Here is a 24,006-nt window from a genome sequence, read left to right on the forward strand (position 1 = left end):
TGTCAACAATGCAAGCCCATGCCGCGTTAATGACTATGCAGAAATTGTTAAGATAGTAGATAATTGCTTACAGATAATTACAAAAGAGAAAACATTATGGATTTGGCTAACACCATGCGCAAGGGCGCGGCGTTAGTGCTGGCTTCCTTGCTGGCCGTGGGCCTGAGTGCCTGCGGCAAGAGCGCGGCGGAAAAACAGCGCGAGGAAGCGGCCACACTGACCAGCCTGGGCGAGAAATATGTGAAGGAAAAGGTGCGGGAGCCGGCGTCGGCGCAGTTCCGCAACCAGTTCATCGGCAAGGGCGGCGCCCCATGCGGCGAAGTCAACGCCAAGGACGCGTTTGGCGGTTACATTGGCTACCAGCGCTATATCTCGGTCGCGCGCGACCTGACCTTGCTGGCGCAGGATGTTTCGCCGGCCGAATTCGAGCAGCAGTGGCAGCAACTCTGTCGCTGAATAAGCGCTATCATTGCCGCATATTGAACGAGGACACGGCATGGAACAGAACCCAGGGAGCGGCAATAGCGCCAGCCCTCATCTCGCATCATCGGACATCGGCAACCGCCGCCACCAGATATTCCCCACGCTGAGCGAAAGCGAATTCGAGCTGCTCAGCCGCTACGGCGAACGCCGCAGCTTCCGCGCCGGCGACATCCTGTTCCGCCAGGGCGACCGCCACATCTCGATGTACGTCATCATTTCCGGCTCGATCGAAATCGAGCGCGGCTCGGCGCTCGGCTCGACCGTCATCGGCAACCACGGTCCCGGCATGTTCACCGGCGAGATCGGCACGCTGGCGGGCCGCGCCGCCGTCGCCACCGGCCGCGTGAAGAGCGACAGCGAATTGATCGTCATCCCCGAGGAAGCCCTGCGCACGCTGGTGATCTCGGAAGCGGCGCTGAGCGAGACCATCATGCGCGCCTACATCCTGCGCCGCGTCGCCTACATGCAGGACCAGACCGGCGGCGTGGTGGTGTTTGGCGCGCGCCATTCGCAGGCGACGCTGATCCTGCGCCACTTCCTTACCCGCAACGGCCAGCCGGCCGCCTACTTCGACGTCGAACTGCACGACGAAACGGCGGCGCTGATGGAGCGCTTCGGCGTCACCGAAGCCGATATCCCGGCCGTGGTCACGCCGTCCGGCGACGTGCTGCGCCAGCCGACGCTGCGCCAGGTGGCCGACAGCATCGGCCTCAGCTCCGACAACATCGACGGCCGCAGCTTCGACCTGGTGGTGGTCGGCGCCGGCCCGGCGGGCCTGGCGGCGGCCGTGTACGCGGCTTCCGAAGGCTTGAGCGTGGCCGTGCTGGACGCCAAGGCGCCGGGCGGCCAGGCCGGTTCCAGCTCCAAGATCGAAAACTATTTCGGCTTCCCGACCGGCGTGTCCGGCCAGGCGCTGGCCGGTCGCGGGCTGTCGCAGGCGCGCAAGTTCGGCGCCGAGGTGGCGGTGCCGGTCAAGGTCAGCTCCGTCAACTGCGAAGGCCCGGATTTCGAAATCGCCATCGACAGCGGCGAGCGTTTGCGCGCGCGATCGATCGTCATCGCCACCGGCGCCCGCTACCGCAAGCCGGACCTGCCGGGGCTGGAGCGCTTCGAGGGGCGCGGCGTCTATTACAGCGCGTCCTTCATGGAAGCGACGTTCTGCGCCAACGAGGAAGTGGTGATCGTCGGCGGTGGCAATTCGGCCGGACAGGCGGCGGTGTTCCTGGCCGGCCACGCCAAGCACGTGCACATCGTGGTGCGCGCCGACGGCCTGGCCGCCAGCATGTCGCGCTACCTGATCCAGCGCATCGAGGCGGCGCCTAACATCACGCTGCATACCCGCAAGCAGATCGTCGAGCTGCAGGGCGAGGACCGGCTGGAACGCATCAGCTGGCAGCCGGCCGGCGGCGAGGTCAAGACCGCGCCGGCGCGCCACCTGTTCCTGTTCCTCGGCGCCGAGCCGAGCACCGCGTGGCTGGGCGATTGCGTCGACCTCGACGACAAGAACTTCGTGCTGACCGGGCCGCAGGTATCGGGGTCGTCCTCGTGGCCGCTGGAGCGCAGTCCGCACTTCCTGGAGACCAGCCGGCCGCGCATCTTTGCCGTCGGCGACGTGCGCAGCGGCTCGGTCAAGCGCGTGGCCGCCGCTGTCGGCGAAGGTTCGGCGGCGGTGCAGTCGCTGCACCAGGTGCTGGCGTCGGACTAGCGTTAAGTTAAGGTTCTATGCTGCGCAGCGGCTTGCTGTGGCGGTGGGCGCGGCGGACCGGCGGATGCTGGCGCGCCGGCCGGTCCAGCGCCTCGCTTGCGCGGTCATACCCGAATTGCCACTGGTCGGTCATGTGCTGCACAAAGGTCTCGTAGCTCGGCGGCATGGCCAGTTCGATGCGGTTGCGGCGCCAGTCCAGCTTCTGCTGCAGCTGCTGCTTCTCCAGCACCACCGACACGTCCGACGAATCGATGCGCATGTCGGCCAGGTGCGTGTTGGCGTAGCGCAGGCGCGCGTTGCCGTCCACCCCCAGCACGGTGCGCCAGGCGGGAATCGAGAATACCTGGTCGAAAGCTTCCTTGAATTCCATGACGACTTCCGTGCCGAGACGGCGGGCGATTTCGACCGGGAACAGGTCCAGCACGCCGCCGATATATTCCTGGCCCTGGTATTGCGCGCAGCGGAAGTAGATCATGTCGGCGATGGAGATGCGGGCGGCGACGGTGATCGGCACGGTGCCGTCGACCAGCAGCTCGCGCGCGACGGCATGGTCGCCCCAGCGGGCGTCGCTGAGCGGAGAGTCCATGCCCCGCAGCTGGGCGGCGGCGCGTTCGCCGCAAAACACGGTTTCCGCATACAGCTTGCGCTGGCCGCGCGGCTGGCCCACTTCCGATTCGTCGAACAGCAGCTTGCCGCCGATGATGGCGACGTCCACCTCCGGTGTGCCGGTGGCTGGCGGGAAGGGCAGCTGCGCTGGAATCTCGAACAGGTAGTCGCTGAACAGGTCCGGAATCACCGGCGCCCGCGCCGTCGACAACTTACGCTTGGCGGCGCGCGCCAGGCTGCCGATCAGCGCCGCGCGCCGGGTCGATTTCAGGCTGCACCAGAAGCTGTACATCTCCGGCGAAGACAGCCAGGCCCGTTGCTGCTCCGGATCCGGCAGGTTGTGGATGATGGTGGCGGCGATCGCACCGCCGCAGCTGGCCAGCAGCACGTCGGGCGCGCGCCCGCCCTGCCGCAGCGCGGCATACATGCCGATGTAGATGCCGAACCGGAACCCGCCTCCACCCAGCACCATGCAGCGTTTATACGGTTTATACGATTGTTGCGAAGATTGAATTTGTGCTTGCGTCATAGCGAAACCATACCACAGCAAGGGATCTAGCCTTGCAAATATGGCTGCCGTCGCTGTTGGCGGCGCAGTGCCGCGTTGGCGGGTTCGGAGACGTAGCGGGCGACGAGGGCGGCTACCAGCGCCGTCAGGCCGAGGAACAGCAGCAGCCACGGCAGCCTGGCGGCGTAGCTCAGGCTGGCCTTGGTCGCCACGTTGCGCATCGCCGCCAGCACGACGATGTGGAACAGGTAGATCTCGTAGCTGTGCTGGCCGAACCAGCGCAGCGGGGCGATGCGCGGAGCGCGCGAGACGGTGGCGCTGCCAGGCTGCGCCGCGCTTCCGAACAGGAAAGCAGCGCTGGCCATCGCCACCTGCGTGAAGCCCCATACCTCGTGTCCCTCGATACCCCGCAAATACAGCGCCGCCAGCGCGATGCCGCCGATCCAGCGCAGCGCCGTGCCTTGTCGGGCATTGGGTCGCGTACCGTGCGCCAACAGTGCGGTCAGGCAGCCGAAGGCGATGGCGTCGAAGCAGGCCAGATAGCCATACATGAAGAAGATTTCGTTGTCGGTATGCTGGCTGCGGTAGATCGGTCCCGCCACGATGGCGGCACAGCACAGCAGCACGATCAGCCACTGCCTGCGCAACAACAGGCACAATACCGGCAGCAGCAGGTAAAACACCTCTTCCACCGACAGCGACCAGTACACGTTCAGGCAGTAGTTGAAGTAGCCGGCCGTTTGCATCAGCTGGTTATGCCAGAACGTCAGCACCGATCCCGCCGCGACGACGAAGTAGCTGGCCGGCCGGTGCACGCCGCCGTCCGAATTGGAAAAGAACGGCAGGTCCATCAGCCCAAGCGGCACGATGATCGCCAACGCCAGCAGCAGGCAGGGCATGATGCGCGCGAAACGGTATAAATAGAATGTACGGATATCGATGTTCGCCAGGTCGCCCCAGCGCCGCAGCGACGTCGATGTGATCAGGTAACCGGAAACGGTAAAGAACATCGTTACGCCGAAGTTGCCCTGGTAAGCCGCGCGCAGCAGCCAGGCTGGCAGCAGGTCGCCCAGCGGGCTGTTTTTCAAGCCGTAGGCCAGCGTAAAGTGCAGCACCAGCACGCACAATATGGCGACGCCGCGCAGGGCGTCGATATGTTTGTTTCTCATTGATTCGTTCAAAATTGATGCTCCATCAGGATGCGTAGTGTGGCATAGCTTGGCGTCTGCGTGACGCGGTAGCGGCGGCCGTCGGCGTCGCGATAGTCGTGGAACTCGCTGGCTTGCTGGCGCAGCAGGTTGCTGGCCGAGAGGCGCAGCTGCGTCTTCGCATTCATCTTCCACAGCGCGTACAGGTCCAGCTCCCGTTTCGGGCTGCCGCCGATTTCCAGCAACGGCGATTGCCGTACCGGGCCGCCCGCCTGGTAGTTCAAGCTTCCGCCGACGGTGAGCGCCGCGCCGGGCAGGCGATAGTCGGCGCCAAGGTTGGCCGTGAACGGCATCTGGTTCTCCAGGAGGTTGTTCGGCCCCTGCACGCTGTCCACACTGGACCAGTTGCGGGAGAGATTGGCGCGCAGGTCCAGCGCGGGCGACAGCGGGAGTTTTGCCTCCAGCTCCAGCCCGTGCACGCTGGCGTTGCCCTGGTTGAACGGCGACTCGACCCACTCGCCGTCCTGCTGGAACAGGCGCGTCAGCGTCACGTCGCGGATGCGCCGCACATAGGTGCTGATGCTGACCAGCGCACCTTCGCCCAGATAGTGTTCATATGCCGCATCCAATCCCCATGCCAGTTCCGGCCGCAGGTAGGGATTGCCCTGTTCATCGGGATTGGTCTGGTTATTGTTGTTGTCGTTGGTGTAGCGGCGCGGGACCAGCTTGGACAACGGCGGCGCCTTGTAGGTACGGCTGATGGCCAGCCGCAGCAGGTCCTTGTTCGGCAGCTGGTAGCGCGATTGCAGCGACGGACTCCAGACCTGCGAGCGTGAGCTGAGCGCATCCGGCGCATTGGCGGCGGTGGCGCGGCTGGCGGTGTCCAGCCGTTCATGGCGCAGGCCCAGATAGAGCGAGTAGCGCTCCGTGACCTGCCATTCGTCCTGCGCGAACAAGGCGATGCGATTGACGGTGGCGCGGTAGTCGGCGTTGTTGGCGCCGGTTTGCACGCCGTCCGGGCCGAACAGGGTTTCGCTGCGGTCCTCGCTGCGGGCCGCATGGCTGGCGTCCCAGCCCAGCGCGATGGCGTGCCGTTCGCCGACCGGGTGGCGATACGTGCCGCTGGCGGTGATGCTGGTTTCGGACGGCCCGGAGTCGACATGATGGCGTCCAGCCGGTTGCAGGTCGCTGTCCTGGCCGATGAAGTCGAAGGTGCCGCTGCGGCGGTTGCTGCTCAGGCCCAGCTTCGTTTCCAGCCTGGCGCCGCTGGCCAGCAGGTGCGTCCAGTTCAAGTCGCTGCGCAGCATGCTGAAGTTGGCGGCGAAGTCGGAGACGTTGTGCGGATATTCGCTGTGCTCACCAATCAACGCCGTTTCATCGGCACGGCGCTGGATCCCGACCCGGCGCAGGTTGGCGAAGCCCAGCCACGTCAGCGTATCGCCGCCGTCCAAGGTCCAGTTCAGGCGCGGCGCGATGGTCAGCGCATCGGTGAGGCCGGATTCGGTTTGCGGCGTGCGGCGCAGCAGGATGGTTTCGCCGGCCGTGTTGCGCTGTTCCTCCCAGTCGGCCGACGACGCAGCGTTGCGCTTGCGCGTCAACGTGGCGGCGACGCTGTACGAAAAGTCGCCATCCTGGTCCGACAAGGTGGCGGACAGCGTCGGCGTGGTGGCGCCGGCCTGCCTGGCGACGCTGGCGCTCAGCGATCGCTGGCCGCGCTTGACGGTTTTCTTGAGGATGATGTTGATCGCGCCGGCCACCGCGGCGTTGCTGAATTCCGCCGTGGTGCTGCGCATGATCTCGATACGCTCGATCATCTCGGGCGCCACCGAATCGAGCGAAAAGCCCGCTGCGACAGGCTCGCCGTTCAGCATGATCTGCGTATAGCCATTGCCCAGGCCGCGCATGCTGATCGCGCCGCCCTGGCCGGGCACGCCGGAGATGCTGATGCCTGGCAGGCGTTTCAACACGTCGGCCAGCGTCTGGTCGCCCTGGCGGATGATGTCGTCGTGGTTGACGACGATGTTGGTGGTGGTCTCGCGCTGGCGCTGGTCGGCGCGGGCGGCGGTGACCTTGACCTGCGGCGGTTCCGGCGCGTCGTTGTCGGAAGCGTAGGCGCAAGCGCCCACCGCCAGCAGCGCACTGCCGGCAAAATGGTGAATCTGCATAGTTCAGGAACCTAGTTGTTGTCGGCGGATTTTCAGCGCGCGTTTGGTGGCGTGGGCATCCAGGTTGGCGAGCCTGGTGGCGGGGTCGATGGCCTGTTCGCCCTGGCGGATTTCGAAGTGCAGATGCGGACCGGTGGCGAAGCCGCTTTCGCCGACCGCGCCGATCAACTGGCCCGCTTCGACGCGGGTGCCGGCTTTGACGGCCACGCTGCTCAAGTGCGCGTACAGCGAACGTTGCGTACCGTGGTCGATGATGACGGTTGTGCCATAACGCCCATCGTTTTCGGCCAGCGGTCCGGCTGCGATCACCACACCCGCCGCCGACGCGTGGACCGGCGTGTTGACCGGCGCGGCGATGTCGATGCCCGTGTGCGGCCTGACCGATACGGTGCGCGTTACGCCGAAGAAGCCGCTGACGTGCATCTTGTCGAGCGGGTAGCGCCACGCGGTTTCGCCGCTGTCCGCAAACGGCGCCGTCTGGACGACGATGGCTGCCGGCTGGGGGGAGGTGACCGCCAGCACAGGCTGCAGCATGACGCCGGCCGCCAGCAGCGCAGCCAACGATACGGATACGCCGCAGACGGCGGCGCGGCTCAGCGCTGGCAATGCGCTCTGCTGCATGTGCCGGATGCGCGCGGCGGCGGTGGCGCCGTCAATGCCGCCAAATGCCACGCCTGCCGCCGGCAAGGTTGCGGTTTGCGTCTTCCACTGCAGCAGCAGGGCTTGTGCGTACTGCTTGCGTTGCTGCTGCGGACGTCCGGCCAGCACCTGCTGGTCGCAGGTCAGCTCCAGCGCCCACTCCATCCTGGCGTGCATCCAGCGCAGCGCTGGGTTGAACCAGAATACGGTTTGCAGCACTGTCGATATGCCGAGGCACAGCGGATCGCGCGCCCGCCAGTGATGCAGTTCGTGGGCGATGATCATGTGCTGCTGCTCGGCGCTGAAATCGCGCAGATGGCGCGGCAGTAGCAACAGCGGGCGGCGCACGCCGACCAGCATGGGGGAGATGGCGGCGCCGGTTTCCATCACCGCCAGCCGGTGGCGGGCGATATCGGCCAGCTGGCTTGCGCTGAAGGCGCCGTGGGCCAGCAAGTCCTGCGGAGACAGCCGCTCGGCGCTTGCCAACAACTGGCGCCACAGGCGGCGGGCCTGCAGCAGCCGGAGCAGCGCCCGGGCCAGCCCGCATGCGTAGATCAAGGACCAAAGCGCCGCCAGGATGAGTGCCGGCGGCGGCGGTTTGATGTCGTTGGTGTCGCCGGTGTCGTCGCTTCGCTCGCCGGCGGAAGCGGATGACGGTGAGGTAGATGACGGCGAGGCGGCGGACAGCGGTGTGCCGCCCGGCGTGACGGTACGGATTGACGGCTGGCGGGCCACGGCCGTCGGCTCGCTCAAGGTGACGGTAGGCGCAATGCCAAGCTGCGCGGCGTGCGGCACGAAGGCCAGCAGCGCGGCGCCGGCGGTCACGCCTTGCGCGGCCAGCCACAGCGCGCGGCGCGGCAGCAGGGCGGGCCAGCGGCGCAGCGCGGCCGTCAGCAGCGCCCACGCCAGCAATCCCGTCGCCACGCAAGCGGCGCTGGCCGCCAGCCATTTGAACATCGCCACATAGGCCGGCATCATGGCTTGCCGGCCTCGTCCGATGGCCACTGCTGCAGCATCTGCTCCAGCTGCGCCAGCTCCTGCTGGTCGACCAGCTTGCTGCCGGTGAACATGGTCACCGGCAGCGGTGCGTCGATCTCCATCACGCGGCGGCCGAAATCATGCGCAAAGGCGGCCAGCGTGCCGACTTTTTCCAGCAGCGCGCTGTACACGTTCACGCCGTGCGCCGTGTGCTGGCCGACCATCTGCTTTTCCAGCATGCGGTCCAGCGTCTTGCGGGTGGAAGAGAACGACCATTCGAGCTCGCCGGCGACGGCTTCGTGAACCTCGCGCGCGCTCAGCGGCTGCTGTTTCCACAGCGCCTTGAGTATCGTCAATTCGCTGACGGATGGAATAGGGGACATATTTACCTTTCTGCGACCAATGGGGAGATTGTGCGACATGTGTCGCACAGAGTCAAGCCGGAAACGTAAAATTTGTAACATTGCATTTAATTAATTCTTTATATGTTACGATTAAGTTTTTGCTAATTGCCATTTATGTACCGGTGCGCGGCACCGTTATGCGATGCGCTATACAATGCTCGGGGCCGTGGCTATTCCGCCGCCGCCACCTCGGCATTGGAAACACATATGTATTACGGAGAGCGCTTCAACAGCATCACGCACACGGTGGGCGCCGCCCTGGCCGCGATCGGCGGCACGCTGCTGATCGTGCTGGCCGCCCGCACGGGCGATCCCTGGAAAGTGGTCAGCTTCAGCATTTACGCGGCCACCTTGTTTGGGCTGTACCTGACGTCGACGCTGTATCACAGTCTGCGCGGCCGCGCCAAGGACGTGCTGCGGCAGATGGACTACTGCGCCATCTACCTGCTGATCGCCGGCAGCTACACGCCGTTCACGCTGGTGAGCCTACGCGGGCCGTGGGGCTGGTCGCTGTTCGGCGTGGTATGGGGCCTGGCGCTGATCGGCATCCTGCAGGAGATATGGTTTGCCAAGGGCGCGCGGGTGCTGTCGTTGCTGATCTACGTGGCGATGGGCTGGGTGGCCGTGATCGGCGCCAGTCCGCTGATCGATGCGCTGGGCTGGGCTGGTTTCGGCTGGCTGGCCGCCGGCGGCGTGGTGTACACCGTGGGCATCGCCTTTTTTGTCACCGACCACAAGTGGCGTTATGGCCACGGTGTCTGGCACTTGTTTGTACTAGGCGGCAGCGCCTGCCATTTCGGCGCGGTGCTGCTGTACGTGGCGTAACAACGGAGCAGCAGTGGATATTAATTCAGACGATCTGAAAACCTTCATCACGGTGATCGACAGCGGCACGCTGAGCGCCGCGTCGGTCCACCTGGGCCAGACCACCTCCGGCGTCAGCCGCGCCTTGTCGCGGCTGGAGGACAAGCTGGCCACCTCGCTGTTGACGCGCACCACGCGCCGCATGGAGCTGACCGAAGAGGGGCATCTGTTCCTCGAGCGCGCGCGCGCCATCCTCGGCGCCATGGAAGAAGCCGAAGAGACCATCCGCATCCGCCGCCAGAAGCCGGCCGGCCGCCTGTGCGTGGACGCGGCCTCGCCGTTCATGCTGCATTGCGTGGTGCCGCACATGGCCGAGTTCCGCGCGATGTATCCGGAGATCCGGCTGGAGTTGAGCAGCAACGACCAGATCGCCGACCTGATCGAGCACCGCACCGACATCGCCATCCGCATCGGCGCGCTGACCGATTCGACCTTGCATGCGCGCGCGCTCAGTTCCAGCCCGCTGTACGTGCTGGCCAGTCCCGAGTATTTGCGCCGCCACGGCACGCCGGACACGCCGGAAGACCTGGCGCGCCATTCGCTGATCGGCTTTGCCCAATACGAGCAGGGCAACAACTGGCCGCTGCGCCACAGCGGCGGCAACAGCCTGCCGATCACGCCGTCGATTTCCGCGTCCAGCGGCGAGACGCTGCGCCAGCTGGCGCTGACGGGGCAGGGCATCGTCTGCCTGGCGGATTTCATGACCCGCGCCGACATCGAGGCGGGCCGGCTGGTCAAGGTGCTGGAACCGAGCTACACCGGCTACTGCCAGCAGATCCACGCGGTCTACTACCGCAACACCCAGCTGGCGCAGCGGATCAGCTGTTTTCTCGAATTCCTGCAGCAAAAACTCTGATCAGCGGGAGTGTGCGGCTCCGTACAGAGAGCGCTCGGCCGCGGCGCTACACTGGCCTTGCATGCTTGGAGTGCCTCATACAAGATATACAAGAGGCGCTCGGCAGCAGGTAAGCCGGTAGCCTCAAGTACCGGCACCAACAACGATGTTGCCGCTACTGGGAGGCCATCATGTCGCAGACTACTCATCCATCAAAATATCTGGTGCGCGCCTACCTGGAACGCCGGTCGCATGAAGTCAAGCCGCCGCCTACGCCGGAAGAAATCCGGCGCCAGCTCGGCTGGGGCATGATGATGTTCGAACAGAAGGTCAGCAACGGCGGCCGCTCCTGAGCTGAGCCTCGCCGACACGACTCACGCACCCCCGGCGTGAGTTTTTTTCGCCATTGACCGGTCCTTTTCCGCCGTTCGCCGAATAGCCATTTCCCCGCCAGCCGTTCCCCGGTATTGTGCTATCCATACCGACTTGGGGGACTGACATGAGTATTTACACCGCATACCGCTGGCGCCAACAGATAGTCTGGGGCACGGCGCTGATCGCCGCCGGCTGCGTGCTGCTGCTGGACCGCGCCGGCATCATCGAACTGGATTTCAACCCGCTGAGCTTCTGGCGCTGGTGGCCATGGTTGCTGGTCATCAGCGGCATCACCAAGATCATTCCGCCGACCACGCCGCGCTACTTCCTCAACGGCCTGTGGGAGATTTTCTTCGCCGGCTGGTGGTATGTGTCGTTCAACCACATCTGGGGCCTGGGCTTCGGCGAAACCTGGCCGGCGCTGGTGGTGGCCTGTGGCCTGGGCATGCTGCTGCGGCCTTTGCTGGACAATATCTTCCCTTCGACCAAGGAGCCGAAATGAGCTCGAAACGCCAAAAAACTCCCGCGTCGCAGATGATCGTCGGCCTGTTCGTGGTCGCTGTCGGCATGGTGTTCCTGCTCGATAACCTGGGTTGGCTGGATATCGACTTCACGCTGCACCTGTGGCCGACCGCGCTGATCTTCTTCGGCGTGCTGAAAGTGGTGCAGACCCGCACCACCGCCGGCGCCATCGTCGGCGGCGCGCTGATACTGGTCGGCAGCGTGATCCTGCTGAACGAGACCGGGCTGATTTCCATCGGCTGGCGCTCGCTGTGGCCCTTGCTGCTGATCGCCGCCGGCCTGTCGGTGGTGTTCAAGTCCACCAACGGGCGTTCGCTGCTGGAGCAGTTCAACAGCCCGCTGGAAAAAACCAGCGACGACAGCGTCATCAACATCACGGCCGTCATGGGCGGTTTCAAGCGGCGCATCACGACGCCGGATTTCCGCGGCGGCGAGATCACCGCGCTGATGGGCGGTTGTGAACTCGATCTGCGCCAAAGCTCGATCAATGGCGAGGCGGTGCTGAACGTGTTCTCGATGTTCGGCGGCGTCACCATCAAGGTGCCTATCGACTGGACCGTGGTCCTGCAGGGCACACCCATCATGGGCGGCTTCGAGGAAAAGACGGTGCCGCCGACCACGCCGGACAAGCGCCTGATCGTGCGCGGCTACGCCATCATGGGCGGCCTGGAAGTGCGTAACTAGGCATGCAGGAGATTTCCTCCAGCCGGCGCGGCACCGTCATCTACCTGACGGTGTGGCTGTTCCTGGGCATCGCGCTGGGCGGCGTGATTTCGCTGGCCAGCGATGCGCCGGCCGGCAACGCGATGCTGTTCGCGATTCCGATGAACCTGGTGTACGCCTTCGCCGCCGGCTACTCGGCCTACTATCTGTGCCGCGCCTATCCGCTCGGCAGCCGCCGGCCCGGCGCGATCGCGCTGGTGCTGACGGTGGCGGCGGTGGTGTCGGGTTTCCTGTGGCTGGTGGTTGGGCGCGTGTGGAACGGCGCCTGCCTGACGCTGGGAACGGCATGGGCCGGCATAGAACTCAGCCCGCACCTGTCGGCGCTGATCGTCGGCCTGGGCATACTGCTGTACGGCTTTGCGGCGGCGGTGCATTACCTGGTGATCGAATTCCTGCGCGCCAAGAGCGCCGAGCAGCGCGAGCTTGAATCGCTGCTGATGGCGCAGGAGGCCGAGCTGCGCATGCTGCGCACGCAGATCGATCCGCACTTCCTGTTCAACAGCCTCAATTCCATCAGTGCGCTGACCTCGCAGGACCCGAAGGCGGCCCGCCGCATGACGCTGGAACTGGCCAGCTTCTTCCGCCAGAGCCTGGGCATGGAGGCGCATAAAAAAGTCACGCTGGGCGAGGAGATGGTGCTGATACGGCACTTCCTCGCCATCGAGCAGGTGCGCTTCGGCGCCCGGCTGCAGGTGGAAGAGGCGGTGGAGGACGAGGCCGCCGCCTGCCTGGTGCCGCCGATGATCATCCAGCCGCTGGTGGAGAACGCCGTCAAGCACGGCATCTGCAATATGACGGACGGCGGCACCATCCGCGTCAGCGCGCGGCGCGCCGGATCGGTGCTGCATATCCGCGTCGACAACCCGGTGGACGAGGACATGCCGTCGGCGCCAGCCAGCGGCCATGGCATCGGCCTGACCAACGTGCGCCAGCGTTTGTCCGGCGCTTATAAACACGAGGCCAGCATCCATTGGGGCCGCAAGGAAAACAGCTTTGGCGTGGAGATCGCAATGCCCGCGCAAACAAGCGAAGACGGAGAATAGAGCATGCGTGTCATTATCGTGGACGATGAAATGCTGGCGCGCGGCGTGGTGCGCGAATACCTGGCCGAGCATCCCGACGTGGAGGTGGTGGCTGAATGCGCCAACGGCTTCGAGGCCGTCAAGGCGATCACCGAGCTGGCGCCGGACCTGGTGTTCCTCGACATCCAGATGCCCAAGCTGGACGGCTTCGAAGTGGCCGAACTGGCGGGCGGCAAGACCCGCTACATCTTCGCCACCGCGTTCGACCAGTATGCGATCAAGGCGTTCGAGTTCCACGCGCTCGACTATCTGCTCAAGCCGTTCAGCCAGCAGCGCTTCGACCAGGCGCTGGCGCATGCGCGCGCCAATCTGGGTAAGGGGGCGGGCGATGCTGCGGTGGAGAACATGGTGCGCGAGGCGGCCGGCCGCAACAAGCCGCTGGGCCGCGTGCTGATACGCGACGGCGCCAAGGTCCACGTCATCAACAGCGAGAAAATCGAGGTCATCGAAGCGCAGGACGACTACGTGCAGATCCGCTCGGAGGGGAAATCCTATCTGAAGAACCAGCGCCTGACGGAGCTGGAGGGGCAGCTCGACGCCGGCCAGTTCCTGCGCATCCACCGATCCTACGTCGTCAACATCGCCTGCGTCGACCGCATCGAGCAGGCCACCAAGGACAGCCACGTGGCCATCCTCAAGGACGGCAGCAGGATCCCGGTCAGCCGCAGCGGCTACCAGAAGATCCGCGATGTCCTACAGTAGGACGACGGCTATTTCTGGCCGTCTGCCTGGGCCTGGTGGGCCACCTTGACGTCGGAGGCGCGGCGCGCGCCGTCGCCGGACAGTACCCGCAATATGGTGGCTTGGGAGACGGCATGGGTCGACAGATAAGCCCATGCATGGGCGGCGCCTTCGACGGCATCGATAACTATGGCATGTTGAATCGCTGCCGCGAGGCGAGCATTTTCTCGGGGGCGCATAGGAGCATCCTTACAAACTAAGAGCTCACGGCGCTGAGGTGAGGTGATAAACAGTCGGGTCGCGCGAAGGTGGGGCGCTTTGAAGCTGGTCGATTTCAATATACCAGACATGCCGCCGGCACTCCATTGCATATTGCTATCGTCTGGCGCCGTTCGATTCAATGCGCCACCAGGCCGGCATCAGCTGCTGGATTTCGGGCCGGCCGAAGCGGTCGTCGATCAGGTAGACGGTGCCGCGGTCGGACTGGGTGCGGATCACGCGGCCGGCCGCCTGCACCACCTTCTGCATGCCGGGGAAGGTGTAGGTGTAGTCGTAGCCGGCGCCGAAGATGGCGTCCATGCGCTGGCGGATCTGCTCGTTGACCGGGTTGATCTGCGGCAGCCCCAGCGTGGCGACAAAGGCGCCGATCAGCCGCGCGCCCGGCAAATCGACGCCTTCGCCGAAGGAGCCGCCCAGCACGGCGAAGCCTATGCCCTCGCTGTCGAGCGTGAAGCGGGACAGGAATTGCGCGCGTTCGGCCTCATCCATGCGGCGCGACTGGCGCCACACCGGCACCTGCGGATGATGCTCGGCGAACTGATTGGCGGCCTTTTCCATGTAGTCGAAGCTGCTGAAGAAGGCCAGGTAGTTGCCCGGCTGGCGCTGGTACTGCGCGCCCATCAGCTCGGCGATCGGCCGCAGCGACTGCTGGCGGTGCTGGTAGCGCGTCGAGATGTGCGCGGCCACCTGCACCGACAGCTGCTCCGCCACGAAGGGCGATTCGACGTCGACCCAGGCCGTGGTGTCCGGCATGCCGAGCATGTCGCCGAAGTAGTTCCAGGGACTGAGCGTGGCCGAGAACAGCGCCGTGGCATGGGTGCTTTCAAAGCGCGGCTTCAGGTACGGCGCCGGCACGATGTTGCGGATGCACAGCACCGAATTGCTGTGGCTGGCACGCGCGCCTTCGGATTTCTCGATATCGAACAGCGCGTGCTCGCCGAAGGTTTCCGCCAGCCGCGCGAACAGCAGCGCGTTGAAGTAAAAGTTCTGCAGGTCGGCGTCGACGTAGCTGGGATGGTCGGCCATGTAGTCGGAGATGGCGGTGGCCGCCGTCTGCAGCGCGCCCATGAATTTTTCCGGCAGCGTGGCGTAGGACTGGTATTCGGCGGACTGGTCTTTTTCCAGCTGGTTCCACTGGCGGTGCACGCGGTCCAGCGGCTTTTTCAATTCCTCCGGCACCGCCTTGCGCAGCAGGCGCAGGCCGGCGTGCTCCATGTCGGCCGAATACATCTTGCGCGCGCGCGAGACCATGTTGTGTGCCTCGTCCACCAGCACGTTGACCTTCCAGTCGTTGAGCAAGGTCAGGCTGTGCAGCATGGCGCTGATGTCGAAGTAATAGTTATAGTCGCCGATGACGATGTCGCACCAGCGCGCCAGTTCGCTGCTCAGGTAGTACGGGCACACCTCGTGCGCCAGCGCCACGGCGCGCAGCGTGTCGCGGTCCAGCGCGAGGAAGGGGCCGTTGCCTTCGGCCGGCGGCCGCATGATGTCCAGCGCGGCCTGGCGCGCGGCCGGCAGGCGGTCGTAGAAGCCCTTGGCCAGCGGGCAGGACTCGCCGTGGCAGGCCTTGTCCGGGTTGACGCAGGCGCTGGTCTTGGACGCCATCTCCAGCGTGCGCAAGGGCAGCAGCGGCGCGCCGCTGCGGATCACGTCGACCGCGTCCAGCGCCATCTGGCGGCCGGAGGTTTTCGCGGCCAGGAAGAACACCTTGTCGACGCCGTGTTCGGCGCTGGCCTTGAGCATCGGGAACAGGCTGCCGACGGTCTTGCCGATGCCGGTGGGCGCTTGCGCCAGCAGGCATACGCCGCGGTTGCTGGCCTTGTACATGGCCTCCGCCAGCTGGCGCTGGCCGGGACGGAAATCGGCATGGGGGAAGCGCATCGCCTTCAGCTGCAGGTCGCGTTCGGCGCGGTGCGCCATCTCCTGTTGTGCCCAGTCGAGGAACAGGCCGCACTGATGTTCGAAAAAGGCCCGCAGGCCGGCCGCCGTGTGCTCTTCGTGCAGCAGGGTTTCCTTCTGGCTGCCGATATCGAAGTAGACCAACGCCAGGTTGACCTTCTGCAGTCCCTGGTCCTGGCACAGCAGGTGGCCGTAGACCTTCAGCTGTGCCCAGTGCAGCGCGCGCTGGTTGTCCGGCATCTTCTTCAGGTCGCCGCGATAGGTCTTGATTTCCTCCAGCCGGTTGGCGCGGATGTCGTAGCCGTCGGCGCGGCCGCGCACCCGCAGCGGGCCGCATTCTCCGCTCAATGCGACCTCGGTCTGGTAATCGTTGTCGCGGCGCGAGGCCACGACCGCGTGGCCGGCGATGCCTTCCTGCGCGGTGGGCGACGGCGTGAAGCGCAGGTCGAGGTCGCCGGTCTTGGCAGTGAACTCGCACAGCGCGCGCACGGCGACGGTGTAGCGGGCGGACTGCGTCATGCCGCCCACTGCAGATAGCAGACCGACACCGGCATCTCGTGCGCGGCGCAATAGGCGATCCAGCGCAGCTGGTTGTCCTGCAGGCGGTCGCCGGGGCCTTTCACTTCGATCATGTTGTAGCGGCGCTCGGCCGGCCAGAACTGGATCAGGTCCGGGAAGCCGCTGCGGTTGGCCTTGATGTCCTCGAGGATGCGCTCGAAGGCGCGCCGCAGGTGCAGCGCCGGGATGCAGTCCAGCGCCAGGGCCAGCAATTCCTCGTCGATCGCGTCCCAGTACAGGAAGGGTGACTGGATGCCTGCCTTGGCGGCGTAGTTGGCCAGGATGGTGGCCCGGTACTGTTCGCCGTCCAGCTGCGCCAGCGCCGCCGCGAACTGCTGCGCGCGGCGGCGCTGGAAGTCGGCGCTGTGCAGGTCGGCCGGACCGCGATGGTAGGGATGGAAGAACGCGCCGGGGATGGGGCAGAACACGGCGTCCCAGCAGAGCAGGCCGAACAGCGAATTGATCAGCGAGTTTTCCACGTAGTAGACCGGCGCGTCGGCGCGCGTCAGGTGGTCGCGCACGACGAATTCGACGTAGTTCGGCTCGGCCGGCGGCGGCAGGCTGAGGTCGATGCGCAGCGCCTGCGCGGCGGTCGCCGGCGGCGGCTTGGCGTGGCCCAGCTTGCGCGCCAGGCGCGGCGCCATGCGCAGCAGCTGCTGTTGTTCGGCCGGGCTTTCCGGCTGCTCCAGCGCCGTCTGCAGCAGCTCGAAGGCGGCGCGCGGCTGCTCGTCCTTTTCCAGCACGCGCACCGCGCGGGCGCGGGCGCCGGGATAGTTGCAGCCGGCATACAGCGCGTGCGCGGCCTTCCAGTCGGCCAGTTTTTCCAGATGCTGGGCAATCTGGAAGGTCAGCTTGTCGCGGCGGCTGCGCAGCCATTCGTTGTCGTCCGGGCAGGACGGCAGGGCGGCGATGACGGCGGTCGGATCGTCGCCTTCGATGAAGCGTTCGTGGCAGCGGTGCAATGCCAGGAAATCGTCGATGTCGCGGCGGTTGCGGAAGCCGCGCGCGGCTGGCGAAAACTCCACTTTTTCGTACTGGTAGATGCCGAGGTCGGACAGCACGAACTCGGTCCAGTCCTGGTGGTAGTTGCCGAAGAAGATAAGGCGCAGGCGGTCGCACAGTTCCTGCATCAGGTTGCGGTAGGCGTGATCGCCCGAGCCTTGGTACCAGCCGGAGAAGCGGTGTTCGCCGTCGAAGTGTGCGCGCAGCGCTTCCAGCTGCTCGGCCTTGCGCAGGTGCTTGACGTGCGGCGCCAGCTGGAAGATCTTGCCGATCTCCGGCTTTTGCAGCAGGTCGAACAGCTGGTTCAGATCGACCAGCGGATCTTCCTCGATCAGGCCGAGCGTCGCCAGCGGACGGGCGGCCTCGTGCGTGCTGCCGATTTCCGCGTACACCAGTTTGCTGGCGCGGAACACCGTGCCTTTGCGCATGACCATGCGCACGAACAGCGCGCGCGAGGCTTGCGGCAGCGTGGGGAAGGAGGTGATGAAATCGCGTTCCTCGGCGGTCAGCAGATCGTCGTAGCGGTCGCCTATCCACGTCAGTACTCGCTGGAAGTTATCCAGGTAATACAACGGATTTTCAAGAACTTTGATCATTGCGGGGAGTTGCGGGCGATTAACTGTGTTTATGTACAGTGTATCGTGTTCCGCCGTGCTTGCCCAGCAAAATAAAAAAGCCAGGCGCGCAGGCCTGGCTGATGGGGGAGCTTGCTGCGCTTATTTTTTCGCGGCCTTGGCGGCCTTGGGCGTGGTTTGCTCGACCAGCGCGCTGGCCTTGGCGATCTGGGTTTCCACCGCTTCCACCGCCTGCTTGGTGGCCTTGGTCACTTGTTCGTAGCCGGTGAAGGCGTTGTCGATCGCTTTCTTAACGATCTCCACCGCGTTTTCCGAGCCGGGACGCACGTTCTTGGTCACGTCGTAGATCAGCGCGCTCAGCGTGCTTTTGGCTTCGGTCATGTGGGCGTCGGCGGCACGGGTGAATTCTTCGCGGATCTCGGCGATGATCACGCCCAGCTGCTGGTTGTAGGCCGCGGCGCCGGCCATGCCGGGCTGCACTTTGGCGGCGGCCAGGCTCATGGCGGCTTTCGGATCGGCGGTCTGGCTGATTTCCTTGCCGGCGGCGAGGCCGTCTTCAAGGCTGGATTTGGCGGTGGCCATGTTCAGGGCGACGACTTGCTCGACCCCTTGCACGGCTTTGTTGGTCAGGGCATTAAAGGTTTCAAGCTGAAACTCAAACAGTGCTTTGGTGGCGTTGGCAAATTGTTCGGGATTTGTAAACATACAGTCTCCTCATGATGACGATGGGATGTAGCTGATGATGCCCCGGGGTTCCCCCTGTTGTTGCAGCCCCATTATTTAGCAATAACCAGCTTTTCGCAACGGCTATCTTTGTAGGGGCCGGAGTCCTTTTCCCAGCCCGGCCCCAGCGGCGTTTGTGAACAGCTGAGGTAGCCGTCTATCTTGCTGCGCCACTTGTACCAGGGCGCGGGGCCCGCGCTCAGGTTGGCACAAGACAGGCCCAGCAGCAGGGCGCACATCGCGGAGTGTTTGATTTTTCTCATGATTCAAGCAAGTTGTCGCACGCAGACGCGGTTGCGGCCGCCGTTTTTTGCAGCGTACAGCAAATCGTCGGCGGCTGCGATCATGTTGAGGTGAGCGGTGTGCGGGGCGCTGGCGAAGTCCACGCTGGCCACGCCGAAGCTGGCCGTGACGGCGATCCGGCGTCCGTCGTGCTCGACCGGCGCGGCGGCCAGCGCCTGGCGCAGGCGCTCGGCCAGCAGCTCGCCGCCGGCCAGGTCGGTTTCCGGCAGGATCAGCAGGAACTCTTCGCCGCCGTAGCGCACCACGCTGTCGACGCTGTCGCGCGTCATCGATTGCAGCAGCGTGGCGAAGCGCTGCAGCACCGCGTCGCCGCCGTGGTGGCCGTAGGTGTCGTTGACGGCCTTGAAGTGATCCAGGTCGCACATGATGACGGTCAGGCTCAGCCGGTAGCGCTGGGCCCGCGAGATTTCCGTTTCCAGCAGCTGGTTGTGCAGGTGGCGGCGGTTGTAGCAGCCCGTCAGCGGATCGCGCACCGACAGGTTTTTCAGCACCGTCTGCGCGCTGTATTCGTCGCGCAGCAGCATCTGGTAGCGCCGCGCGGCGACGTAGCCGAACAGGTTGGCCATGGTCAGCAGCGCCGCCATCGTCGCCAGTTCGGCGGTGCGCAGATTGCCCAGCAGCGCGGCCAGGGCGACGAAGCCGGCGGTGGCCGGCAGCGCGATCGCGCCGGCGTACAGCAGCCGGTTCGGGATGTAGATGTAGATCACGGTGATGACGATGGACATCGAAATCGAGTGCAGCGAAAACTCGTTCGGCCGCAACGCGGCGATCAGCAAAAAGCCGGCGGCGCCGGCCGTTTCCACCAGGCTGGCCACCATCCTCGTGATGTAGATCGAACGCGGATAGCGCCGCAGCAGCATCAGGCTGCCGAGCGCGGTGGCCGCCACCATCAGGCGCGCGCCGACCAGCAGCAGCGTGCGGCCGCCGTAGCCGACCCAGATCACGTCGGTGACGGCAAAACTCAGATAGAACAACGAACAAAACAGGAAGGTCACGCGCAACTGCGCCTGGGTCATGGCCAGGTGATGGCGCAGGAACGCCTTCTCGGTCCTGGCATCGCGATACTCGCAACGCAAGGCCGCCACTTCCGACTTCTGCGATGGGGCAGATCGTGAATGCAAGGCTGGTCTCCGCTATGCCGGCTGGCTGCCGGTCTGGTAGCGTTCATTATACGACTGCAACAATTGCGTATAGGAAAATATTTGACCGGCCTTCAGAGCGGGGCGACCTTGGGCAGGCGCATGGTAAAGCTGGTGCCCAGCACCGGCGTGCTGGCGACTTCGATGCGCCCGCCGAGCACGCCGGTGACGATGTTGTGCGTGACGTACAAGCCCAGCCCCGAGCCGCCCGAGCCGAGCCGGGTGGTGAAGAAGGGGTCGTAGATGCGCGGCAGATGGGCGGCGGGAATGCCGGCGCCGTTGTCGCTGACGGTGATGGCGATCTCGCCGTTGCCGGCGTCCTGGGCGCGCACCGTGATGGCGCCCTGCGTCAGCCCGTTGAAGCCGTGCACGATGCTGTTTTCGATCAGGTTGCCCAGCGCCTGCTCCAGCGGGCCGGGATAGCTGTCCAGTTCCAGCCAGTGCTCGATGTCCTCCACCAGTTCCAGTCCATGCTGCCTGACCTCGCCCTGCATGGCTTGCAGCAGTTTCGCCACCAGGTCGCCCAGCACGAAGCGGCTGCGCTGCGAGCTGGCGCTGTCGACCGCGATGCGCTTGAAACCGGCCACCAGCGCGGCGGCGCGGTTGAGGTTGCGCAGCACCACCTCGTCGGCTGCCGCCGCCTGATCCAGATAGGCCGCCAGCACCGAGCGCCGCAAGCCGCCCTCCAGGTCGTGCCGCAGTTCTGCGGTGCGCTCGCTCATGCTGCTGGCCATCGTCAGGCTGTTGCCGATCGGCGTGTTCAGCTCGTGCGCCACGCCCGCCACCAGCGCGCCCAGCGCCGCCAGCTTGTCGCGCCGCACCAGTTCCTCCTGCGTCATGCTGAGGTTGGACAGCGCCGTGGTCAGCTCCTCGTTGGCATGCTCGGCCTCGTCCTTGGTGCGCTGCAGTTCGGCGGTACGCGCCTGCACCAGCTCTTCCAGGTGCTCGCGATGGCGCCGCAGCTCGGCCTCGCGCCGGGTGCTGGCGATGGCGATGCCGGCCATGTGCGTGGCGGCCTTGATCAGGCTGCGGTCCTCGTCGGTCGGGCTGCGCGTTTCGCGGTAGTACATGGCGAAGCTGCCCAGCACCGTGCTCTTGTCGAGCAGGATGGGCGTGGACCAGCAGGCGCGCAGGCCGTATTGCGCGGCCAGCTCCTCGTACGGCGCCCACAGCGGATCGTTCATGATGTCGCTGACCACCACCGTTTCCTTGCGGAAGATCGCGGTGCCGCAGGAGCCGACCGTGGGGCCGATCTGCGCGCCGTGGATGGCCTGCAGATAATCCGGCGGCAGGCTGGGGCCGGCGGCCGACAGCATGGTCGTGCCGTCGTCCGCCAGCAGCATCACGCTGCACAGCACCGGCGGCGCCTGCGATTCCACCAGCAGCATCAGCTTCTCCAGCGTCTCGTTCAGCGGCGCGCCGCGGGCGATCATTTCCAGCAAGGCGTTCTTGCCGTCGCGTAGTTCCTCGGCCAGCTTGCGGCTGCTGACATCGACGATGCGCACGTGCATCAGGCGGAAGTCGGGCGTGTTCAGCGGCACCATGCGCAGCTCGCACGCCAGCTGCCTGCCGGAGCTGTGGCGCATCGTCAGTTCGAACACCTGCACCGCGCCGGCCATCACCTGCTCGACCATGGCGTCAAGCACCGTGGCGGAAGACTGTCCGTCCGGCTGCAACGACGGGCACAGCGACAGCAGGTCGGTTTGCACCAGCTCGGTCTCGGTCATGCCGAACAGCGTGCGGGTGCTGCGGTTGACGTCCAGGATCAGGTTGGTGCCACGCTGCATCAGCACGACGGCGTCGGGCGAGCCGGCCAGCATGTTGTGGTAGTTGACCTCCAGCGTGGCCATGGTCGGCGCGTTGCGCTTGAGCGGCGCCGGCTTGACCCGGCCCAGTTGCAGCAGGATTTTTTCGGCCATGTCGTCGGCCGGGAAGGACAGCGGCAGGTAGGCGGCCGCGCCGGCTTCGGCGGCTTGCTCGCGTTCCTCGCTATCGGGCATGCCGGACAGCAGGAACACCGGCAGCCCGTCGCCGCAGATCTGCTTGAGGCGCTGGCACAGTTCCAGCCGGGCGCTGCCGGCCAGCGCCGCATCGAGCAAGGCCAGCGCGACACCGCCTTGCGCGGCCAGCGCCAGCGCTTCGTCGCCGCGGCCGACCACCTCCGCCCGCAAACCGTGGCCACTCAGCATGGGCCTGAGCGTCGCCAGGTCATAGGCCGAGTTGGTGACGATGAGCACGAGTTGAGGCTGATCCGAGGGTGAAGGCTGCATCATGGGCTGGGATGGGCATTCCATAGGCGAATAGGGACCAGTTTCACAGGATGGCGATGCCCGGTCAAGCGATTATGCCGCGATTCGGCCGTTTCTGCCCGATCATGCCGCCTGCCGCGCATTTGCCTCCTGCGCCTGCTTGATCAGGGGGAAATTGTCCTCGATCCAGTCGACCAGCACCTCGAGCCGCTCGGCCGCCTCGCGCCCCAGCGGCGTCAGGCTGTACTCGACGTGCGGCGGCACCACCTGATGCGCCACGCGCAGCACCAGGCCGTCGACGGCCAGCGCCTCCAGCGTCTGCGCCAGCATTTTCTCGCTGACGCCGCCGACCGCCCGCCGCAACTGGCTGAAGCGGTGCGTGCCGTCCAGCAGCACCACCAGCACCAGCACGCCCCAACGGCTGGTGATGTGGCCCAGGACCAGCCGCGACGGGCAGTCCGCCGCCATCAGCTGGCCGCGCTGGGCGCCGACGCCGGCGGCAAGGGTGTTGCGCAGGGATTTGCTGGTTTTAGGCTGGCTCATGGCGGTTTCCGTTGGGGCGAGGGTAGATGGGGGTACTTACCAAATTGTACGTACTTACAATTCGTAAGTACAGCGTTTATGATGGTTTCAACCGCGCGGAAACCTCCCCGCGGCAGCCAACCAAGAGGACTACATCATGATTATCGTTACGGGTGCTACCGGCCAACTGGGTCGTCTGGTGATTGCCAGCCTGTTGAAAACCGTTCCTGCCGCGCAGATCGTCGCCGCCGTGCGCGACGTCGCCAAGGGGGCCGACCTGGCCGCGCTGGGCGTGCAGGTGCGCCGCGCCGACTACAGCGATCCGGCGTCGCTGGACGCGGCCTTCGCCGGCGCCGGCAAGGTGTTGCTGATCTCGTCGAGCGAACTGGGCCAGCGCGTGGCGCAGCACCGCAACGTGATAGCCGCGGCGGTGCGCGCCAAGGCCGGCCTGCTGGCCTACACCAGCGTGCTGCATGCCGACACGTCGGCGCTGGGCCTGGCCGAAGAACACCGGCAAACGGAGGCGGCGGTGCGCGCCTCTGGCTTGAACTACAGCCTGCTGCGCAATGGTTGGTACGTGGAGAACTACACCGGCGGCCTGGGCGCGGCGCTGGCGCACGGCGCGCTGGCCGGCGGCGCGGGCGAGGGCAGGATCTCGGCGGCGGCGCGGGCCGACTATGCCGACGCGGCCGCCGCCGTGCTGGCGTCCACGCAGGCGGTCGAGCAGGTCTATGAACTGGCGGGCGATACCGCGTTCACCTTGGGCGATCTGGCGGCGGAACTGTCGCGCCAGTCGGGCAAGGGCATCCCGTTCCACAACCTGCCGCAGCAGGATTACCGCGACATGCTGCTGGGTTTTGGGTTGCCGGCGCCGCTGGCCGAGCTGATCGCCGATTCGGATGCGCAGGCCGCCAGGGGCGCGCTGTATGACGGCAGCGGCACGCTGGGCAAGCTGATCGGCCGTCCGACCATCTCGCTGGCGGACGCCGTCAAAGCGGCGCTGTAAATGAAAAAAGCCTCCATCTCGTATGAACTCGAT

Annotated in this window: 23 protein-coding genes; 10 read left to right on the forward strand and 13 right to left on the reverse strand. The window is 65.6% G+C overall.

From position 1 onward, the window contains the following. Positions 1-96: 96 nt before the first annotated feature. Together ACSQ3S_RS12840 and ACSQ3S_RS12845 are read left to right on the forward strand one after the other, a co-directional pair. On the forward strand, positions 97-456 hold the full coding sequence (locus tag ACSQ3S_RS12840; protein ID WP_176653935.1) for a hypothetical protein: 360 nt from the start codon (positions 97-99) through the stop codon (positions 454-456). A gap of 40 nt (positions 457-496) precedes the next feature. After that, entirely contained in the window at positions 497-2,188 is a 1,692-nt protein-coding gene (locus ACSQ3S_RS12845; protein WP_436142603.1) for an FAD-dependent oxidoreductase, read from the forward strand. 7 nt (positions 2,189-2,195) lie between these two features. Here the strand turns inward: ACSQ3S_RS12845 and ACSQ3S_RS12850 are convergent, their stop codons facing one another. The 5 genes from ACSQ3S_RS12850 to ACSQ3S_RS12870 all read right to left on the reverse strand — a co-directional run bounded on the left by ACSQ3S_RS12850 (position 2,196) and on the right by ACSQ3S_RS12870 (position 8,615). Further along, on the reverse strand, positions 2,196-3,266 hold the full coding sequence (locus ACSQ3S_RS12850) for a patatin-like phospholipase family protein (RefSeq protein ID WP_436142604.1): 1,071 nt from the start codon (positions 3,264-3,266) through the stop codon (positions 2,196-2,198). A gap of 83 nt (positions 3,267-3,349) precedes the next feature. Then, on the reverse strand, positions 3,350-4,471 hold the full coding sequence (locus ACSQ3S_RS12855; RefSeq protein WP_436142605.1) for an acyltransferase family protein: 1,122 nt from the start codon (positions 4,469-4,471) through the stop codon (positions 3,350-3,352). Positions 4,472-4,479: 8 nt separating this feature from the next. Next, entirely contained in the window at positions 4,480-6,615 is a 2,136-nt protein-coding gene (locus tag ACSQ3S_RS12860) for a TonB-dependent receptor plug domain-containing protein (protein WP_436142606.1), read from the reverse strand. Between the two features lie 3 nt (positions 6,616-6,618). Then, a complete protein-coding gene (locus tag ACSQ3S_RS12865; protein ID WP_436142607.1) occupies positions 6,619-8,232 on the reverse strand; it encodes a peptidoglycan DD-metalloendopeptidase family protein in 1,614 nt (537 codons plus the stop codon). After that, positions 8,229-8,615: a BlaI/MecI/CopY family transcriptional regulator gene (locus ACSQ3S_RS12870; RefSeq protein WP_176653941.1), complete on the reverse strand. Its 387-nt coding sequence runs from the start codon at positions 8,613-8,615 to the stop codon at positions 8,229-8,231. The genes ACSQ3S_RS12865 and ACSQ3S_RS12870 overlap by 4 nt, the downstream gene beginning before the upstream one ends. Positions 8,616-8,843: 228 nt before the next feature. On the opposite strand from ACSQ3S_RS12870, the gene trhA reads away from it, so the two are divergent. The 7 genes from trhA (at position 8,844) to ACSQ3S_RS12905 (ending at position 13,739) form a co-directional block, all read left to right on the forward strand. Further along, positions 8,844-9,461 carry a PAQR family membrane homeostasis protein TrhA gene (trhA, locus tag ACSQ3S_RS12875; protein WP_436142608.1) on the forward strand — a complete coding sequence of 206 codons (618 nt, stop codon included), beginning with the start codon at positions 8,844-8,846 and terminating at the stop codon, positions 9,459-9,461. Positions 9,462-9,474: 13 nt separating this feature from the next. Next, positions 9,475-10,356: a LysR substrate-binding domain-containing protein gene (locus ACSQ3S_RS12880; RefSeq protein WP_436142609.1), complete on the forward strand. Its 882-nt coding sequence runs from the start codon at positions 9,475-9,477 to the stop codon at positions 10,354-10,356. 170 nt (positions 10,357-10,526) lie between these two features. Further along, complete coding sequence (locus ACSQ3S_RS12885; protein WP_176653944.1) at positions 10,527-10,688, forward strand: hypothetical protein; 162 nt, start codon at positions 10,527-10,529, stop codon at positions 10,686-10,688. A 146-nt stretch (positions 10,689-10,834) separates the two neighbouring features. Beyond that, positions 10,835-11,212, forward strand: coding sequence for a LiaF transmembrane domain-containing protein (locus ACSQ3S_RS12890; protein WP_176653945.1), 378 nt, complete (start codon positions 10,835-10,837; stop codon positions 11,210-11,212). After that, complete coding sequence (locus tag ACSQ3S_RS12895; RefSeq protein ID WP_176653946.1) at positions 11,209-11,916, forward strand: LiaI-LiaF-like domain-containing protein; 708 nt, start codon at positions 11,209-11,211, stop codon at positions 11,914-11,916. Before ACSQ3S_RS12890 ends, ACSQ3S_RS12895 begins: the two co-directional genes overlap by 4 nt. A 2-nt stretch (positions 11,917-11,918) precedes the next feature. Further along, a complete protein-coding gene (locus ACSQ3S_RS12900) occupies positions 11,919-12,998 on the forward strand; it encodes a sensor histidine kinase (protein ID WP_176653947.1) in 1,080 nt (359 codons plus the stop codon). A gap of 3 nt (positions 12,999-13,001) precedes the next feature. Next, complete coding sequence (locus ACSQ3S_RS12905; RefSeq protein WP_436142610.1) at positions 13,002-13,739, forward strand: LytR/AlgR family response regulator transcription factor; 738 nt, start codon at positions 13,002-13,004, stop codon at positions 13,737-13,739. An 8-nt stretch (positions 13,740-13,747) separates the two neighbouring features. On the opposite strand, the gene ACSQ3S_RS12910 is transcribed toward ACSQ3S_RS12905, so the two are convergent. The 8 genes from ACSQ3S_RS12910 to ACSQ3S_RS12945 all read right to left on the reverse strand — a co-directional run bounded on the left by ACSQ3S_RS12910 (position 13,748) and on the right by ACSQ3S_RS12945 (position 22,988). After that, complete coding sequence (locus tag ACSQ3S_RS12910; protein ID WP_176653949.1) at positions 13,748-13,957, reverse strand: hypothetical protein; 210 nt, start codon at positions 13,955-13,957, stop codon at positions 13,748-13,750. Positions 13,958-14,093: 136 nt separating this feature from the next. Beyond that, a complete protein-coding gene (locus ACSQ3S_RS12915) occupies positions 14,094-16,415 on the reverse strand; it encodes a helicase C-terminal domain-containing protein (protein ID WP_436142611.1) in 2,322 nt (773 codons plus the stop codon). Continuing rightward, positions 16,412-18,052, reverse strand: coding sequence for a VRR-NUC domain-containing protein (locus ACSQ3S_RS12920; protein WP_436142612.1), 1,641 nt, complete (start codon positions 18,050-18,052; stop codon positions 16,412-16,414). The genes ACSQ3S_RS12915 and ACSQ3S_RS12920 overlap by 4 nt, the downstream gene beginning before the upstream one ends. A gap of 120 nt (positions 18,053-18,172) precedes the next feature. Continuing rightward, entirely contained in the window at positions 18,173-18,736 is a 564-nt protein-coding gene (locus tag ACSQ3S_RS12925; protein ID WP_176653952.1) for a phasin family protein, read from the reverse strand. A 71-nt stretch (positions 18,737-18,807) separates the two neighbouring features. Next, a complete protein-coding gene (locus ACSQ3S_RS12930) occupies positions 18,808-19,017 on the reverse strand; it encodes a hypothetical protein (protein ID WP_176653953.1) in 210 nt (69 codons plus the stop codon). A gap of 3 nt (positions 19,018-19,020) precedes the next feature. Then, positions 19,021-20,178 (reverse strand): GGDEF domain-containing protein, encoded by a 1,158-nt coding sequence (locus tag ACSQ3S_RS12935; RefSeq protein WP_436142613.1) that lies wholly within the window; start codon positions 20,176-20,178, stop codon positions 19,021-19,023. Positions 20,179-20,270: 92 nt separating this feature from the next. After that, positions 20,271-22,469, reverse strand: coding sequence for an ATP-binding protein (locus tag ACSQ3S_RS12940; RefSeq protein ID WP_436142614.1), 2,199 nt, complete (start codon positions 22,467-22,469; stop codon positions 20,271-20,273). Between the two features lie 99 nt (positions 22,470-22,568). Beyond that, a complete protein-coding gene (locus ACSQ3S_RS12945) occupies positions 22,569-22,988 on the reverse strand; it encodes a winged helix-turn-helix transcriptional regulator (protein ID WP_436142615.1) in 420 nt (139 codons plus the stop codon). 136 nt (positions 22,989-23,124) lie between these two features. Between ACSQ3S_RS12945 and ACSQ3S_RS12950 the strand changes: the two genes are divergently transcribed. Beyond that, positions 23,125-23,973 (forward strand): NmrA family NAD(P)-binding protein, encoded by an 849-nt coding sequence (locus ACSQ3S_RS12950; RefSeq protein ID WP_436142616.1) that lies wholly within the window; start codon positions 23,125-23,127, stop codon positions 23,971-23,973. Positions 23,974-24,006: the final 33 nt, after the last annotated feature.

This window comes from Duganella sp. LjRoot269 (genome assembly GCF_964254095.1).
Lineage (GTDB): Bacteria > Pseudomonadota > Gammaproteobacteria > Burkholderiales > Burkholderiaceae_D > Rugamonas > Rugamonas hordei.

Excerpts from the sequence above, each read along its gene's own strand:
- ACSQ3S_RS12915 (WP_436142611.1), bottom strand. The coding sequence starts at position 16,415 with ATGACGCAGTCCGCCCGCTACACCGTCGCCGTGCGCGCGCTGTGCGAG.
- ACSQ3S_RS12905 (WP_436142610.1), top strand. The coding sequence starts at position 13,002 with ATGCGTGTCATTATCGTGGACGATGAAATGCTGGCGCGCGGCGTGGTG.
- ACSQ3S_RS12945 (WP_436142615.1), bottom strand. The coding sequence starts at position 22,988 with ATGAGCCAGCCTAAAACCAGCAAATCCCTGCGCAACACCCTTGCCGCC.
- ACSQ3S_RS12925 (WP_176653952.1), bottom strand. The coding sequence starts at position 18,736 with ATGTTTACAAATCCCGAACAATTTGCCAACGCCACCAAAGCACTGTTT.
- ACSQ3S_RS12855 (WP_436142605.1), bottom strand. The coding sequence starts at position 4,471 with ATGAGAAACAAACATATCGACGCCCTGCGCGGCGTCGCCATATTGTGC.
- ACSQ3S_RS12865 (WP_436142607.1), bottom strand. The coding sequence starts at position 8,232 with ATGATGCCGGCCTATGTGGCGATGTTCAAATGGCTGGCGGCCAGCGCC.
- ACSQ3S_RS12870 (WP_176653941.1), bottom strand. The coding sequence starts at position 8,615 with ATGTCCCCTATTCCATCCGTCAGCGAATTGACGATACTCAAGGCGCTG.
- ACSQ3S_RS12920 (WP_436142612.1), bottom strand. The coding sequence starts at position 18,052 with ATGATCAAAGTTCTTGAAAATCCGTTGTATTACCTGGATAACTTCCAG.
- ACSQ3S_RS12910 (WP_176653949.1), bottom strand. The coding sequence starts at position 13,957 with ATGCGCCCCCGAGAAAATGCTCGCCTCGCGGCAGCGATTCAACATGCC.
- ACSQ3S_RS12860 (WP_436142606.1), bottom strand. The coding sequence starts at position 6,615 with ATGCAGATTCACCATTTTGCCGGCAGTGCGCTGCTGGCGGTGGGCGCT.
- ACSQ3S_RS12840 (WP_176653935.1), top strand. The coding sequence starts at position 97 with ATGGATTTGGCTAACACCATGCGCAAGGGCGCGGCGTTAGTGCTGGCT.
- ACSQ3S_RS12885 (WP_176653944.1), top strand. The coding sequence starts at position 10,527 with ATGTCGCAGACTACTCATCCATCAAAATATCTGGTGCGCGCCTACCTG.
- ACSQ3S_RS12950 (WP_436142616.1), top strand. The coding sequence starts at position 23,125 with ATGATTATCGTTACGGGTGCTACCGGCCAACTGGGTCGTCTGGTGATT.
- ACSQ3S_RS12900 (WP_176653947.1), top strand. The coding sequence starts at position 11,919 with ATGCAGGAGATTTCCTCCAGCCGGCGCGGCACCGTCATCTACCTGACG.
- ACSQ3S_RS12845 (WP_436142603.1), top strand. The coding sequence starts at position 497 with ATGGAACAGAACCCAGGGAGCGGCAATAGCGCCAGCCCTCATCTCGCA.
- ACSQ3S_RS12850 (WP_436142604.1), bottom strand. The coding sequence starts at position 3,266 with ATGGTGCTGGGTGGAGGCGGGTTCCGGTTCGGCATCTACATCGGCATG.
- ACSQ3S_RS12895 (WP_176653946.1), top strand. The coding sequence starts at position 11,209 with ATGAGCTCGAAACGCCAAAAAACTCCCGCGTCGCAGATGATCGTCGGC.
- ACSQ3S_RS12940 (WP_436142614.1), bottom strand. The coding sequence starts at position 22,469 with ATGATGCAGCCTTCACCCTCGGATCAGCCTCAACTCGTGCTCATCGTC.
- ACSQ3S_RS12890 (WP_176653945.1), top strand. The coding sequence starts at position 10,835 with ATGAGTATTTACACCGCATACCGCTGGCGCCAACAGATAGTCTGGGGC.
- ACSQ3S_RS12930 (WP_176653953.1), bottom strand. The coding sequence starts at position 19,017 with ATGAGAAAAATCAAACACTCCGCGATGTGCGCCCTGCTGCTGGGCCTG.
- trhA (WP_436142608.1), top strand. The coding sequence starts at position 8,844 with ATGTATTACGGAGAGCGCTTCAACAGCATCACGCACACGGTGGGCGCC.